11 protein-coding genes are annotated in these 13,870 nt (G+C 73.3%); 8 read left to right on the forward strand and 3 right to left on the reverse strand.

From position 1 onward, the window contains the following. The first annotated feature begins 11 nt into the window (after nt 1–11). From ACZ7DE_RS09060 to ACZ7DE_RS09075, 4 genes are all read left to right on the forward strand, one after another. A complete protein-coding gene (locus tag ACZ7DE_RS09060) occupies nt 12–1,031 on the forward strand; it encodes an ABC transporter substrate-binding protein (protein WP_470759085.1) in 1,020 nt (339 codons plus the stop codon). Nucleotides 1,032–1,115: 84 nt separating this feature from the next. Continuing rightward, on the forward strand, nt 1,116–1,247 hold the full coding sequence (locus ACZ7DE_RS09065; RefSeq protein ID WP_470759086.1) for a putative leader peptide: 132 nt from the start codon (nt 1,116–1,118) through the stop codon (nt 1,245–1,247). 82 nt (nt 1,248–1,329) lie between these two features. Continuing rightward, complete coding sequence (locus ACZ7DE_RS09070; protein WP_470759087.1) at nt 1,330–2,538, forward strand: LLM class flavin-dependent oxidoreductase; 1,209 nt, start codon at nt 1,330–1,332, stop codon at nt 2,536–2,538. A gap of 19 nt (nt 2,539–2,557) precedes the next feature. Next, nucleotides 2,558–3,931, forward strand: coding sequence for an NtaA/DmoA family FMN-dependent monooxygenase (locus ACZ7DE_RS09075; RefSeq protein WP_470759088.1), 1,374 nt, complete (start codon nt 2,558–2,560; stop codon nt 3,929–3,931). Nucleotides 3,932–4,482: 551 nt separating this feature from the next. On the opposite strand, the gene ACZ7DE_RS09080 is transcribed toward ACZ7DE_RS09075, so the two are convergent. Continuing rightward, the gene (locus ACZ7DE_RS09080) at nt 4,483–7,062 is read right to left on the reverse strand and encodes a CHAT domain-containing protein (RefSeq protein ID WP_470760059.1); all 2,580 of its coding nucleotides are present in this window, start codon (nt 7,060–7,062) and stop codon (nt 4,483–4,485) included. Nucleotides 7,063–7,409: 347 nt separating this feature from the next. Between ACZ7DE_RS09080 and ACZ7DE_RS09085 the strand changes: the two genes are divergently transcribed. Genes ACZ7DE_RS09085 through ACZ7DE_RS09095 form a run of 3 tightly spaced genes read left to right on the forward strand, consistent with a single transcriptional unit; the run spans nt 7,410 to nt 9,971 of the window. Beyond that, nucleotides 7,410–8,831, forward strand: a complete 1,422-nt coding sequence (locus ACZ7DE_RS09085; protein ID WP_470759089.1) for a S8/S53 family peptidase — start codon at nt 7,410–7,412, stop codon at nt 8,829–8,831. 7 nt (nt 8,832–8,838) lie between these two features. Beyond that, nucleotides 8,839–9,477: an RNA polymerase sigma factor gene (locus tag ACZ7DE_RS09090; RefSeq protein ID WP_470759090.1), complete on the forward strand. Its 639-nt coding sequence runs from the start codon at nt 8,839–8,841 to the stop codon at nt 9,475–9,477. Between the two features lie 5 nt (nt 9,478–9,482). Then, the gene (locus ACZ7DE_RS09095; protein ID WP_470759091.1) at nt 9,483–9,971 is read left to right on the forward strand and encodes a hypothetical protein; all 489 of its coding nucleotides are present in this window, start codon (nt 9,483–9,485) and stop codon (nt 9,969–9,971) included. 238 nt (nt 9,972–10,209) lie between these two features. Here the strand turns inward: ACZ7DE_RS09095 and ACZ7DE_RS09100 are convergent, their stop codons facing one another. Next, nucleotides 10,210–11,007, reverse strand: a complete 798-nt coding sequence (locus tag ACZ7DE_RS09100) for an N-formylglutamate amidohydrolase (RefSeq protein ID WP_470759092.1) — start codon at nt 11,005–11,007, stop codon at nt 10,210–10,212. An 87-nt stretch (nt 11,008–11,094) separates the two neighbouring features. Between ACZ7DE_RS09100 and ACZ7DE_RS09105 the strand changes: the two genes are divergently transcribed. Further along, complete coding sequence (locus tag ACZ7DE_RS09105) at nt 11,095–11,436, forward strand: DUF5713 family protein (protein ID WP_470759093.1); 342 nt, start codon at nt 11,095–11,097, stop codon at nt 11,434–11,436. Between the two features lie 101 nt (nt 11,437–11,537). Here the strand turns inward: ACZ7DE_RS09105 and ACZ7DE_RS09110 are convergent, their stop codons facing one another. Beyond that, nucleotides 11,538–13,757: an NADP-dependent isocitrate dehydrogenase gene (locus tag ACZ7DE_RS09110; protein WP_470759094.1), complete on the reverse strand. Its 2,220-nt coding sequence runs from the start codon at nt 13,755–13,757 to the stop codon at nt 11,538–11,540. Nucleotides 13,758–13,870: the final 113 nt, after the last annotated feature.

A 13,870-nucleotide genomic window follows, 5' to 3' on the forward strand; every position in this document is an offset into this window, starting at 1 on the left:
AAAGGACGGCCATGTCTGCCCTCTTCACCCGACGCAGCCTGACGCGCGGCATCACCGCGGCCACCGCGGTCGCCACCCTCGCCACCGGGCTCGCCGCCTGCGGCGGTGACAGCGAGGCCGCGACGAAGACCGACGCCGCCGGCAGCGTGACCATCGGCCGGGTGTCCAACGGAGCCGCCGAGGAGACCGTGCTGAAGGTCTCCGAGGTCAAGTCCATCAGCGCCGAACTGCCCGCCGCCGTGCGCAAGAGCGGCAGGCTGACCATCGGCGTCGGCGCCCTGCCCTCCGGCTTCGCCCCGCTGGCGTACGTCGGCGACGACCAGAAGACCCTCACCGGGGCCGAGCCCGACCTGGGCCGTCTGGTGGCCGCGGTCCTCGGTCTGAAGCCCGAGACGAAGAACTTCACCTGGGAGAACCTCTTCGTCGGCATCGACAGCGGCAAGGTCGACGTCGCCTTCTCGAACGTCACCGACACCGAGGAGCGCAAGAAGAAGTACGAGTTCGCCTCCTACCGCCAGGACAACCTCGGCTGGGAGGTCAGGAAGTCCAGCAAGTGGAACTTCGACGGCGACTACCGCAAGCTCGCGGGCCTGACCGTCACCGTCGGCTCCGGCACCAACCAGGAGAAGATCCTCCTGGAGTGGAAGAAGAAGCTGGAGTCCGAGGGCAAGAAGCTCACCGTCAAGTACTACCCGGACCGCAACGGCGTCTACCTGGCCCTGGGCAGCGGCAAGATCGACGCGTTCTTCGGTCCCAACCCCGGCATCGCCTACAACGTCGCCAAGACCGCGGGCACGGCCAACGCGACGCGCAGCGCGGGCACCTTCTCCGGCGCCGGCGAGTCGCTCCAGGGCCTGATCGCGGCCACCGCCAAGAAGGACAGCGGCCTGGCCAAGCCGGTCGCGGACGCCATCAACCACCTGATCGACAACGGGCAGTACGCCAAGTGGCTGGCGGCCTACCACCTCTCCAACGAGGCCGTCGCCAAGTCCGAGATCAACCCGCCGGGCCTGCCGCTCGACAACTCCTGACGCACCGCCGCCGCGCCGCGCCGCACCGGCCCGGCCCCCGTCGGGAACATCCGGCGGGAGCCGGGCGTTCGGACTCATGACGAGATGTGTGAGGCGCCCGTCGGCGCCCGGACAGAAGGAGGAGCGGACGTGATCCACATACGCCACACCGCCCACCTCCACTCCCGGCCCCACATCGACCTCCAGCGCGTGGCCGGCGCGCTCTGTTGCTCCTGACCCGTTCCCGCCCCGCCCTGTGCCCGCGCATTCCCCGCGCGACGGCCGGCGCTTCCGTACGGACCTCCAGGAAGGCACCCTCGTGTCCTCGACCCCCTCCTCCCCTCTGCATCTCGCCGTCGCTCTGGACGGCACCGGCTGGCATCCCGCCTCCTGGCGCGAGCCCGTCGCCCGACCACGTGAGCTGTTCACCGCCGGATACTGGGCCGACCTGGTCGCCGAGGCCGAGCGCGGGCTGCTCGACTTCGTGACCTTCGAGGACGGCCTCGGCCCGCAGTCCTCCCACTTTCTCGACCCGGACGACCGCACCGACCAGGTCCGCGGCCGCCTCGACGCCGTGCTCGTCGCCTCCCGCGTCGCACCCCTCACCCGCCACATAGGGCTGATCCCGACGGTGGTGGCCACGCACACCGAGCCGTTCCACATCTCCAAGGCGATCGCCACCCTCGACTACGTGAGCGCCGGGCGCGCGGGTCTGCGCGTCCAGATCACCGCCCGCCCCAGCGAGGCCGCCCACTTCGGCCGCCGGACCGTCCCCCGCATCGAGGCCTACGACGACCCGGCCGCCCAGGAGTCGCTGACCGACCTGTTCGACGAGGCCGCCGACCACGTCGAGGTCGTGCGCCGCCTCTGGGACAGCTGGGAGGACGACGCGGAGATCCGGGACGTGGCGACGGGCCGTTTCATCGATCGCGAGAAGCTCCACTACATCGACTTCGAGGGCCGCCACTTCAGCGTCAAGGGCCCCTCGATCACCCCGCGCCCGCCCCAGGGCCAGCCCGTGGTCACCGCCCTCGCCCACGACACGGTCCCCTACCGGCTGGTGGCCCGCGCCGCCGACGTCGGCCATGTCACCCCACGCGACACCGACCATGCCCGAGCGATCGTCGCCGAGATCCGCGCCGAACAGGAGAGCGCGGGGCGAGCCGAGCCGTTGCACGTCTTCGGGGACCTGGTCGTCCTCCTCGACGACGATCCGGCCGCGGCCGCCGCCCGCCGCGACCGCCTCGACACCCTCGCCGGCGAGGAGTACCGCAGCGACGCCCGGATATTCGCCGGCTCGCCCGCCCAACTCGCCGATCTGCTGCAGGAGTTGCAGGCGGCCGGGCTGAGCGGATTCCGGCTGCGGCCGGCCGTCGCCGGTCACGATCTGCCGGCCATCACCCGGGGCCTGGTCCCCGAGCTCCAGCGTCGCGGGGCGTTCCGCCGCGCCTACGAGGCCGACACCCTGCGGGGGCTGCTGGGCCTGTCCCGCCCCGCCAACCGCTATGCCGCCGCGGCCCACGCCTGAGCGGGAGGGAGACCCCACCATGAGCAAGCCCCGCAAACAGATCCACCTCGCCGCCCACTTCCCCGGCGTCAACAACACCACCGTGTGGAGCGACCCACGGGCCGGCAGCCACATCGAGTTCAGCTCCTTCGCCCACTTCGCGCGGACCGCCGAACGCGCCAAGTTCGACTTCCTGTTCCTCGCCGAGGGCCTGCGCCTGCGCGAACAGGGCGGCAGGATCTACGACCTGGACGTGGTGGGCCGCCCGGACACCTTCACGGTCCTGGCGGCGCTCGCCGCCGTCACCGAGCGCCTCGGTCTGACCGGCACCATCAACTCCACCTTCAACGAGCCCTACGAGGTGGCCCGCCAGTTCGCCAGCCTCGACCACCTCTCCGACGGCCGCGCCGCGTGGAACGTCGTCACCTCCTGGGACGCCTTCACCGGCGAGAACTTCCGCCGCGGCGGATTCCTCCCGCAGGAGGAGCGGTACTCCCGGGCCAAGGAGTTCCTCGCCACCGCGGGCGAGCTCTTCGACTCCTGGCAGGGCGACGAGATCCTCGCCGACCAGACCACCGGCGCGTTCCTGAGCGACGCCAAGGCCGGCGCCTTCGTGCACGAGGGGCGGCACTTCGACATCCACGGCCGCTTCAACGTCCCGCGCAGCCCGCAGGGCCGCCCGGTGATCTTCCAGGCCGGCGACTCCGACGAGGGCCGCGAGTTCGCGGCGTCCAGCGCCGACGCGATCTTCAGCAGGTACGCCGCCCTCGACACCGGCCAGGCCTTCTACACCGACGTGAAGTCCCGCCTCGCCAGGTACGGCCGCCGTGCCGACCAACTGCTCATCCTGCCCGCCGCGAGCTTCGTGCTGGGCGACACCGACGCCGAGGCCGCCGAGATCGCCCGTGACGTGCGCCGCAAGCAGGTCAGCGGCGCGACCGCCCTCAAGCACCTCGAGTTCGTCTGGAACAGGGACCTGTCCGGCTACGACCCCGAGGGCCCGCTGCCCGACATCGATCCGGACCCCGGCGAGAACCGCATCGCGCGCGGCCGCGCCCAGGTGCGCATGTACCGGGACCCCCTGGCCACCGCACGCGAGTGGCGGGAGCTCGCCGAGGCCAACGGCTGGTCCATCCGCGACCTGGTCATCGAGACCGGCAACCGCCAGAACTTCGTCGGCTCCCCGGAGACCGTCGCACGGACGATCAACGACTACGTCCAGGCCGACGCCGCCGACGGGTTCATCCTCGTCCCGCACATCACCCCGGGCGGCCTCGACGAGTTCGCCGACAAGGTCGTGCCGCTGCTGCAGGAACAGGGCGTGTTCCGCACGGAGTACGAGGGTGCCACGCTCCGCGACCACCTCGGTCTCGACCACCCGGACGCCCCCGGCGCCCGGCGGGCGGCCTCGTGAGCTCCGCGCCCCCGCCCCCACCCCGAGCGTCCCCGCTCCCGCGGCGCGCGTCCCGGCCCTCACTCCGCGCGTCCCTGCTCCCGCGGCGCGCGTCCCGGCCCTCACTCCGCGCGTCCCTGCTCCCGCGGCGCGCGTCCCGGCCCTCACTCCGCGCGTCCCTGCCCGTTCCCCGCCTTGACCCCCGTCCCTCGACTCGTCGTCGCCCCGACCCCGCGGCCCCGGGGGCTGGTGCTCACCGCCCGTGAGCAGATAGGGCCGGGGACGCGTCACCCGCCCCCGAAGGAGACGCGTCCCCGGCGCTCCCCCCGGCCGCTTCCCCCCGGCGCGCATGACCGCGGCCTCTACGCCGCCGTCCCGAGCCCATGCCTGGGGTCCCGTGTGGGCCGGTCCTGTGCGGCCCGGCCCAGTGGCGCGCGATTCCGTGTGGCTCGGTCTTGTGCGGCCTGCCTCCGTGCGGCCTGGCCGGTCCGGCCCGGTCCCGTGGGCCCGGCCCTGTGCGGCCCGGTCCCGTAGCCGGTTCCCGTGCGGCCCGTCCGCACGCGGACGCTCGTTCACGCCGCTCCGAACGCCGTGAACGCCCAGCCCGTCGCGTGATGGACGGCGTCCCCCGGCAGCGCGGCCCGCGCGTCCCGCAACGACTCCGCCAGGGAAAGGCCGGCGCTGACGCCCTTGTGCAGGGCCAGCATCAGCGGCACGACCGCCGCGTCGTTGACGGGCGCGCTGCTCGCCACCACGCCCGCCGTGCCCAGCGGCAGCAACGCCGTGACCAGTCCGAGGAGTTCGTCCGCGCCCACCGAGGCGAGCCGAGCCGTGTCACAGCTGGAGAGGATGATCCGGTACGGGCTGCGGGCGAGCCGCTCGAAGTCGTGCACGATCAGCGGGCCGTCCGCCATGCGCAGCGACGAGAACATCGGGCTGTCGGCGCGGAACGTGCCGTGCGCGGCGATGTGCGCCAGCGCGGCCCCGTCCAACTCCGCCAGTACCCGCGGCACATGGGCGTCGTCGTGCTCCAGCACGACCGGCCTGCCGTAGCGCCCGGCCACCTCCGGCACCTCCGCGCCGCAGGACGCCAGGCCCGGCCCCCGCACGAGCACCTGCCGGCCGCCCGGGGGCGGTTCGGTCTCCCGCGCGCGCAGCCAGCCGCTCGCCGACGGCGACACGCTGAGCACCCGCTCGCGCAGCGAGGGCAGCAGGGCCCACGGCACCCGGTGCAGCCGTGCGGGCGGCACCACCACGACCGGACCGGAGCCCAGCTGCCGTGCCGCCTCGCCCAGCAGCAGTTGCTCCAGCCGTCGTCCCGCCGCCTCCACCACCGGCAGCCGCGCCTCGGCGCCGGGGTGGGCCAGCCGCCGCAGCCCGGCCTGGACGTGCTCGGCCTCCCGTTCCGCATCGGCCAGCAGTCCGCCCGCGAACCGGCGCACCCGCCCGTCCCCGCACAACAGCACCTGAACCCGGCCGTCCAGGACGGCGAGTTCGACGAGACGCCCCTCGCCGAGCCGCTCCAGAAGGCGGCCCGCGTCGAAGCGGTCACCGCCGAACCGGTCACCGACCCAGGCCGGCCCCCCGCGGATGTGCAGGGTCCGTGAGCGGATCTCCCGCTCCAGACGCCGCTGTTCACGTTCCAGGGCCGGCACCGGTCTGCCCTCCATCCGGGCGGCCTCGGCGCGGGCGGCGATCACCCGGAAGGCGGTCATCCCGCTCAGCAGCGCGGGATCGGTCGGCGGCCGGGTGGGCGGTGTGGACAGTGCCGTGGCCCGCCAGCGTTCGCTCCACACCAGCAACTGCCGTGGCCCGCCCCGCTCCAGGCTCACCTGCTGGGCCAGCGCGGCGAGTTCGGCGCCCTGGGCGGTGGCCCGGGCGCGCAGCTCGGAGGCGCCCAGCGTCATGCGGTGGGCGTCGAGGACGTCCAGTCCGCGCCGGCAGGCCTCCAGCACGCCACGGCCCGAGCCCGTCGCCCGCGCCCACAGGGCCTGCGCCGCCCAGCCCGTCATCCGGGCCAGCGGCGGACCGCTGCGCCGGCTGCGCGCCGCGATCTGGAGATAACGCTCGGCCTCCGTGGTCCACCTCAGGTCCAGTGCGATGCGCCCCGCCAGCAACCAGGCCTCGGGCGCGGCCGGAGCCTGGAAGGCCGCCAGCCGCTCGGCGAGCCGCGCGGCGTCCGCGACCAGCCGGCCGGAGCCGCGCCCGACGGCCACCCGCGCCTCGATCAGCACCAGCCGCGCGTGCGCCTCCCACCAGGTGCGCCGCTGGCCCGCGAAGAGCCGCTCGGCCACGGCCGCGCGCGCGATCGCCGTGCCCGGGTCGCCCGCCAGCCGTGCCGCCTTCGCGGCGGCCAGCAGCAGCTCAGCCTTGCGGGTGGACTGCCCGCCGATGCCGTCCAGGACGCCTATGGCGGCGTCCGCCTCGGCCAGCGCCTCCGGGGCGAGACCGGCCGCCATCAGGACCTCGCAGCGCCGGATGTCGAGCATGAACGTGGGCGTGCCGAGTTTGGCGTACCGCTCCTCCGCCTCGTCCAGGAGCCGCAGCGCGGCGGGAACGTCGCCGGAGCGGAACGCGGCCAGGCCGCGGCTCTCCACCGCGTCCGCCTTGTCGTGCTCCTGGCCGGTGGTGTCCCACAGCGCCTCCGCCGCCGTGAAGTCCGCCTCGGCCCGGTCGACCGCCCCGAGGGCCAGATGCACGGTGGCGCGCAGGGTGAGGGCGCGCGCCGTCCAGATGACGTCGTCCGCCTGGCGCAGGACGGGAATCGCCCGGCGGACGTCCTCCAGCGCCTCGCGGTGACGGCCGAGCACCCACAGGGAGTAGGCCCGCCGGTAGAGCACGCGCGCGCGGGTGTGGCCCGATCCGCGCTCGACGCCCCGCTCGAACGCCTCCAGCCCCCGCCGCGTGCGGCCCGCGTGCACCAGCGCCACGCCGAGGGTGCCGAGGACGTCCGCCTCCCGCTCGGCCGAGTCCGCGCGGGCCGCGAGGTCGCGGGCGCGTCGCAGATGGTCCAGGGCGAGACGCATGTCGCCCCAGTCGCGCTGCCAGATGCCGATCACCTGGTGGGCGACCGAGGCGTGCAACGGCGTCGGATCGGTGTCGAGCACTTCTTCCGCCCGGGACAACGCGTCGCCCGGGGCGGCGAACACCATAGGCAGCAGTTCGAGAACCGAGTCGTTTCCCGCTGTCACTTTACGGATGGTAGTGCTCCGGCTTGCGGGCCACACCGTTTCGGCACCGTATCCACCAGTAACAATTGGACGTCGTGTCAACGGACTTGCCGAGAAGAGGGCGCGGGGGCGGCGCGACGGGGGCGCCGAGGGCGGTGGGGACGGGGGCGCGAGGGGGTGCGAGGGCCCCGCGGCGTCCGCGGCGGGGGCCTGACGAAGGGGCGTGCGGGCGCAACCGCACGCCCCTCATATGTCGTCGCACCACCTGTATCAGACGACCGCCTCGCGGGTCTTGCTGACGAGCACCGGTCGTAGGGGGAGGACACGCCATGGCGCCACAGCGATTCCACGAGCAGTTCGAGCAGATCCAACGTTCCCTGCCCGACGTCCCGTTGGCGATGGGACCGGACGACTCCGCCGAGTTCATCTACGAGAGGGGCGTCGTCCTCGCCCGCGACGGCGAGGAGGCCCAGGTCGTCGAGGACGCCGTCCGCTCGCACTTCACCGCGACCGACGGTCTGGTGCCGGACCACGTGCGCCGCGCGGGCCCGCGGACCAACCGCTCCGGCATCACCCGTATCCGGGTCGGCGACCCCGGCGAGGGCGGTCGCGACGCCGACCACGCCGTGGCGGGAGCGCTGCGCGCACTGCGCGAGACGGAGGGACGCGCGGGCCGCCGGCTCATCAGCCGCAACCACGTGGTGTCCATCGCCGTCAACGCCTGCCCCGGCGACGAGCCGGTCCCCGTCCCGCGCAGCGAGCGGCCCAACCCCGCCGCCGCGCAGGCGGACCACGACGCCGACCGCACCGTCGGCGTCCTCGTCATCGACACCGGCCTGACCCACGACTACCGCTCCTACCCGCTGCTCGCGCACACCGAGGGCGACGTCCAGAGCAGGGAGACCGACGAGGACGGCATCCTCCAGCAGTACGTCGGCCACGGCACGTTCATCGCGGGACTCGTCGCGGCCGTCGCGCCCGGCACGGACGTCACCGTGCGCGGCACCCTCAACGACGCCGGCGCGATCCTCGAGTCCGAGTTCGGCGAGCGGCTCTTCGACGCCGTCGAGGACGGCTGGCCCGACATCCTCAGCCTCTCCGCCGGCACCTCCAACGGCCGTCTGGACGGCCTGCTCGGCGCCGCCGCGTTCATGGAGGAACTCCGCGCGCAGCGCACCCTGTTGGTCGCCGCGGCGGGCAACAACGCCAGCGCCGCGCCCTTCTGGCCCGCCGCCTACGCCGCGCTGCCCGACTACGCCGACGCGGTGCTGTCGGTGGGCGCGCTGCGCGGGGACGGCGAGTTCGGCGCCTGCTTCAGCAACCACGGTCCCTGGGTGAAGGCCTACGCCCCCGGCGAGCGGCTCGTCAGCGCCCTCACCGGCTTCGACACCCCCGTCCCGTACGTGTACCAGCACTCCACGTACGAGACCTGCCGCTACGGCTTCGCCTACTCCTGCACCTGCCGGTCCCCGCGCCACACCGGCGTGTTGAGCGAGACGCAGCAGACCACCTCGGGCAAGCCGGACCAGGTGATGTTCGAGGGGCTGGCGTCCTGGAGCGGGACCTCGTTCGCGACGCCGGTCGTGGCCGGACTCGTCGCCGCCCACATGACCGAGCACCAGGTGACCGACCCACGTGCCGCCGCCCGCCGGCTGCTCGCCGCGAACACGGAGTTCGCCGAAGTGCGCGGAGCGCACGTGCCGGCCCTGCTCCCGCCCACCTGGCGCCCGGTCCCGGTCGGCCCGGCGTGAGGCCCGCATGAGGTCCGGGACAAGCCCCGCCACGGCGTACGATGACAGGCCGTACACGAGGGGTGGGACCGTGGACCGTAGTGATGTCGGCGCGCTCGTCCAGTCCGCCGTCGACGGTGACACGGCGGCCTGGAAGGCGCTGGTGGACGGGCTGAGCCCACTGGTGTGGTCGGTCGTGCGCGCACACCGGCTCTCGGACGCCGACGGGCACGAGGTGTACCAGACCGTCTGGTTCCGTTTCGCCCAGCACCTGGGCCGGATCCGTGAGCCGCACAAGGCGGGTGCGTGGCTGGCGAGCACCGCGCGCAACGAGTGCCTGAAGGTGATCAAGGGCCTGAAGCGGCTGACGCCGACCGACGATCCCCAGCTGCTCGACCGGGCCAGTGAGGACCGCACGCCGGAGCAGTGGGTACTGGACTCGGAGGAGGCGGCCGCGCAGAGCGAGCGCGTCCGGTACCTGTGGCAGGAGTTCGAGGCGCTCGGCGAGCGCTGCCGGCAGCTGCTGCGGGTGCTGATCGCCTCGCCGCCGCCCAGCTATCAGGAGGTGTCGGCCGCTCTGGGCATCGCCGTCGGCAGCATCGGACCGATGCGCCAGCGGTGCCTGCGCCGCCTGCGCGCCCGACTCGACGCACGGGGAGCACTGTGAGCGACATGAACGACGACGAACTTGACGACGTCTTCCGCGAAGCCCCCTTCGTGGACGAGGAGTTCGACCACGACGGGCTCGAGGAGGAACTGCGCGGGGCCACCGCCATCCTGGACCCGGTCCCGGCCGAGCTGCGGCGGGCCGCCATCGAGGCCTACGCCCTGCACGATCTGGACGCGCGCATCGCCGAGCTGACGTTCGACTCGCTGGTCGACGCCATCCCGGTGCGGGGCGCGGTGGACGTGCCGCGGATGCTGACCTTCCACACGGGCGGGCTGACGGTGGACGTCGAGGTGACCGGCGACGGGCTGCTGGGACAGCTGCTGCCGCCCCAGTCGGCCGCGATCGAGGTCCTGCACGGCCCCCGGGCGACCGCCGTGCTCACCACCGACGACATGGGCCGCTTCGCCTGCGACGCACCGCCCGCCGGCCCGTTCGCCCTGCGCCTGCGCACCGGCGCAGAGGTGGTCGTCACGGAGTGGCTGCGCGCCTGAGGACACGGGCCCGCCCGGCACCGCGAGCCGTCGCAGGCCGTGCGGCGCGGCCGCCTCGCGTCCCGTACGCCTCGGCGGCCGCGGTCGAGCGCACGGTGGTCGCCGCGTCCGCCCGCGCCCCGCGCGGCGGCGGCAGCGGCCTCGACCCGGTCCGGCGCCGCCGTCCTGTGCGCCGTCGGTGCCGGCCGCAGCCCGGTCCGGGGCCCTCCCGGGGGCGCGCCGCCGCTGCGGCGGCGGGTCAGCCGCCCACCGCGCTCACCAGGTCCGCGAGCGCCGAGGCGAGCCGGGTGAGCCCCGGACCGGCCGGGCCGCCCGGCTCGGTCATGTACGTGTCCCGGCGGATCTCCACCATCAGAGCACTCACCCTGGAGTCCTTGCCGTAGTACTCCAGGGGTACGTACGTCCCGGCGAACGGGCTGTCGAGCCCGGTCTCCCCGAGCACCCCGAACGCCTCGCGCGCGGCGGCGAGCAGCTCGGGCGGGGTGTGGAAGGCGTCCGTGCCCAGGCACACCGGCGGGCGCGGGCCCGTGCCGTGCAGCTCGTAGGGCAGCGCCTCGGCCGGGTAGGAGTGCACGTCGATGACGACGGCGCGTCCGACGGCCGCCAGGCGGTCGGCGACGGCGTCCGTCATGGCCTGCGCGTACGGCCGGAAGTAGCGGGCGACGAGCGGCTCGGGGTCGGTGTCGTCCGGCCGCAGCGGTTCGCGGTGCGTGGTCCGCGTGTACACCGCTCCCATGCCCACGGACCGCATCTCCTCCCGCTCGTCCGGGAACCGCTCCGGGTCGACGACCAGCCGCGACAGCCGGTTCACGAACCGCCACGGGGTCACCGGCGCCGACCGGGCGGCCAGCGCCGCGAGCTGCGCGGTGTGCGAGTCGGTGATGTGGTCGAGCTCCCGCTCCAGCGCCGTGTCGTCCAGCACGATGCCGGCCCGCACGTCGGCCGGTATCTCCCGGGCCGAGTGCGGCACATGCAGGACGACCGGAGAGCCCGCGGCGCCCGGCAGGAACTCGAAGGACGGTGCGGCGGGGGTCATCGGGCTGCTCCAGGGGCGTTGTCAGTGGCGTGGTGCATGATCGGAGATGCCATCACAGCACGACGGGGAACAGGGCGGGGAAGCGGCATGACGGCGACGAACGAGCAGGTGACAGGGCACGCGTTCCTGAAGGCGCTGTACGTGGACGGCTATTTCCCGGATCACCTGGTGGATCGGGGCAGGGAGATCCTGCTGCGCCTGTGCGAGCGCGTCGAGGCCGAGCGGCCCGCCGGTCTCGACGCGCTGTACCTCCTCACCCAGGCCGCCGCCGAGGAGTTCAACGCCCTGCAGGACGCCTTCTGGGAGGCAGACAGCGACATCGAGACGGTGGCCCGCGAGGAGATAGCCGCGGACTTCCTGTTCGTCGCCCGGGCCTACGGCTTCGAGGACGCGGACGTGGAGGAGCTCATCGCCACCCGGGACTGGTGAGCGTCCGGCCGAGCGGGGTGCCGTGACACGCGCCGCGCCCCGGCCGGGCGATGCCGGTCGGGGCGCGGTCACGACGGGGGAGCGGCTCGCGGCCGCCCGCGTCAGCTCAGGGAGGCGAGGGCCTCGTTCCAGGTGGCCGACGGGCGCATGACCGCCGCCGCCTTGGCCGGGTCGGGCTGGTAGTAGCCGCCGATGTCGGCCGGCTTGCCCTGGGCGGCGATCAGCTCGCCGACGATGGTCTGCTCGTTCGTGGCGAGCGTCTCGGCGAGCGGGGCGAAGGCCTTCGCCAGCTCGGCGTCGTCGGTCTGCCGGGCCAGCTCCTGCGCCCAGTACAGCGACAGGTAGAAGTGGCTGCCGCGGTTGTCGATGCCGCCGACGCGACGGGTCGGGGACTTGTCCTCGTTGAGGAAGGTCGCCGTCGCGCGGTCCAGGGTGTCGGCGAGGACCTTGGCGCGGGAGTTGCCGGTGGCCGTGGCGAGCTGCTCGAAGGACGGCACCAGGGCGAAGAACTCGCCCAGCGAGTCCCAGCGCAGGTAGTTCTCCTTGACCAGCTGCTGGACGTGCTTCGGGGCGGAGCCGCCGGCGCCCGTCTCGAACAGGCCGCCGCCCGCCATCAGCGGGACGACCGACAGCATCTTGGCGCTGGTGCCCAGCTCCAGGATGGGGAAGAGGTCGGTGAGGTAGTCGCGCAGGACGTTGCCGGTCACCGAGATGGTGTTCTCGCCGCGCCGGATGCGCTCCACCGAGAACTTGGTGGCCTCGACCGGGGCGAGGATGCGGATGTCCAGGCCCTCGGTGTCGTGCTCCGGCAGGTAGGCGTTGATCTTGGTGATCAGCTGCGCGTCGTGCGCACGGGTCTCGTCCAGCCAGAACACGGCCGGGTCGCCGGTGGCGCGGGCGCGGGTGACGGCCAGCTTGACCCAGTCGCGGATCGGCGCGTCCTTGGTCTGGCAGGCGCGGAAGATGTCGCCCTCGGCGACCTCCTGCTCGATGACCACGTTGCCGGCCTGGTCGACCAGGCGGACCGTGCCGGCGGCCTTGATCTCGAAGGTCTTGTCGTGGGAGCCGTACTCCTCGGCCTTCTGCGCCATCAGACCGACGTTCGGGACGGAGCCCATCGTCGACGGGTCGTAGGCGCCGTGGGCGCGGCAGTCCTCGACCACGGCCTGGTAGACGCCGGAGTAGGAGGAGTCCGGCAGGACGGCGAGGGTGTCGGCCTCCTGGCCGTCCGGGCCCCACATGTGGCCGGAGGTGCGGATCATGGCCGGCATCGAGGCGTCCACGATGACGTCGGACGGCACGTGCAGGTTGGTGATGCCCTTGTCGGAGTCGACCATCGCCAGGGCCGGGCCCTCGGCGAGCTCGGCCTCGAAGGACGCCTTGATCGCGTCGCCCTCGGGGAGGCCCTCCAGGCCCTTGAGGATGCCGCCGAGACCGTCGTTGGGGGAGAGACCGGCCGCGGCCAGCGTCGCGCCGTACTGCTCGAAGGTCTTCGGGAAGAACGCGCGGACCACGTGACCGAAGATGATCGGGTCGGAGACCTTCATCATCGTGGCCTTGAGGTGCACCGAGAACAGGACGCCCTCGGCCTTGGCGCGGGCGATCTGCGCGGTGAGGAACTGCCGCAGCGCCGCCACGTGCAGCACGGAGGCGTCGACGACCTCGTCCTTCTGGACCGGTACGGACTCGCGCAGGACGGTGGTGGCGCCGTCCGCGGCGACGAGCTCGATGCGCAGCGAGCCCGCCTCGGAGATCACGGCCGACTTCTCGGTGGAGCGGAAGTCGTTCTCGCCCATGGTGGCGACGTTGGTCTTGGAGTCCGGGGACCAGGCGCCCATGCGGTGCGGGTGGGTCTTGGCGTAGTTCTTGACCGACGCGGGGGCGCGGCGGTCGGAGTTGCCCTCGCGCAGGACCGGGTTCACGGCGGAGCCCTTGACCTTGTCGTAGCGGGCCTGGATGTCCCGCTCCTCGTCGGTCTTCGGGTCGTCCGGGTAGGCCGGCAGCGCGTAGCCCTGCGCCTGCAGCTCGGCGACCGCGGCCTTGAGCTGCGGGATCGACGCCGAGATGTTCGGCAGCTTGATGATGTTGGCCGCGGGCGTCTTGGCCAGCTCGCCGAGCTCGGTCAGCGCGTCCGGGATCCGCTGGTCCTCGGTCAGGTACTCCGGGAACACGGCGATGATGCGTCCGGCCAGCGAGATGTCCCGCGTCTCCACGGCGACACCCGCCTGCGAGGCGTACGCCTGGACCACCGGCAGGAAGGAATACGTTGCCAGGGCCGGGGCCTCGTCAGTGTGCGTATAGATGATGGTCGAGTCAGTCACCGGGTGCTCCGCTCCACGTCTGCAACATTGCTCGACATCAAGATATCTCGTGCCCGGGGTCGGCTCGACAGGGGTCCGCTCACAGTCGCGACGGCCGCCGCGTCCGTCCGGGC

It is taken from the genome of Streptomyces sp. NPDC037083, assembly GCF_055606485.1.

Bases quoted from the DNA above. Each gene is read 5' to 3' on its own strand.
- ACZ7DE_RS09100 (WP_470759092.1), bottom strand. From the start codon at position 11,007: ATGACCCCCGCCGCACCGTCCTTCGAGTTCCTGCCGGGCGCCGCGGGC.
- ACZ7DE_RS09065 (WP_470759086.1), top strand. From the start codon at position 1,116: ATGTGTGAGGCGCCCGTCGGCGCCCGGACAGAAGGAGGAGCGGACGTG.
- ACZ7DE_RS09090 (WP_470759090.1), top strand. From the start codon at position 8,839: ATGAGGTCCGGGACAAGCCCCGCCACGGCGTACGATGACAGGCCGTAC.
- ACZ7DE_RS09105 (WP_470759093.1), top strand. From the start codon at position 11,095: ATGACGGCGACGAACGAGCAGGTGACAGGGCACGCGTTCCTGAAGGCG.
- ACZ7DE_RS09085 (WP_470759089.1), top strand. From the start codon at position 7,410: ATGGCGCCACAGCGATTCCACGAGCAGTTCGAGCAGATCCAACGTTCC.
- ACZ7DE_RS09080 (WP_470760059.1), bottom strand. From the start codon at position 7,062: ATGGTGTTCGCCGCCCCGGGCGACGCGTTGTCCCGGGCGGAAGAAGTG.
- ACZ7DE_RS09075 (WP_470759088.1), top strand. From the start codon at position 2,558: ATGAGCAAGCCCCGCAAACAGATCCACCTCGCCGCCCACTTCCCCGGC.
- ACZ7DE_RS09060 (WP_470759085.1), top strand. From the start codon at position 12: ATGTCTGCCCTCTTCACCCGACGCAGCCTGACGCGCGGCATCACCGCG.
- ACZ7DE_RS09095 (WP_470759091.1), top strand. From the start codon at position 9,483: ATGAACGACGACGAACTTGACGACGTCTTCCGCGAAGCCCCCTTCGTG.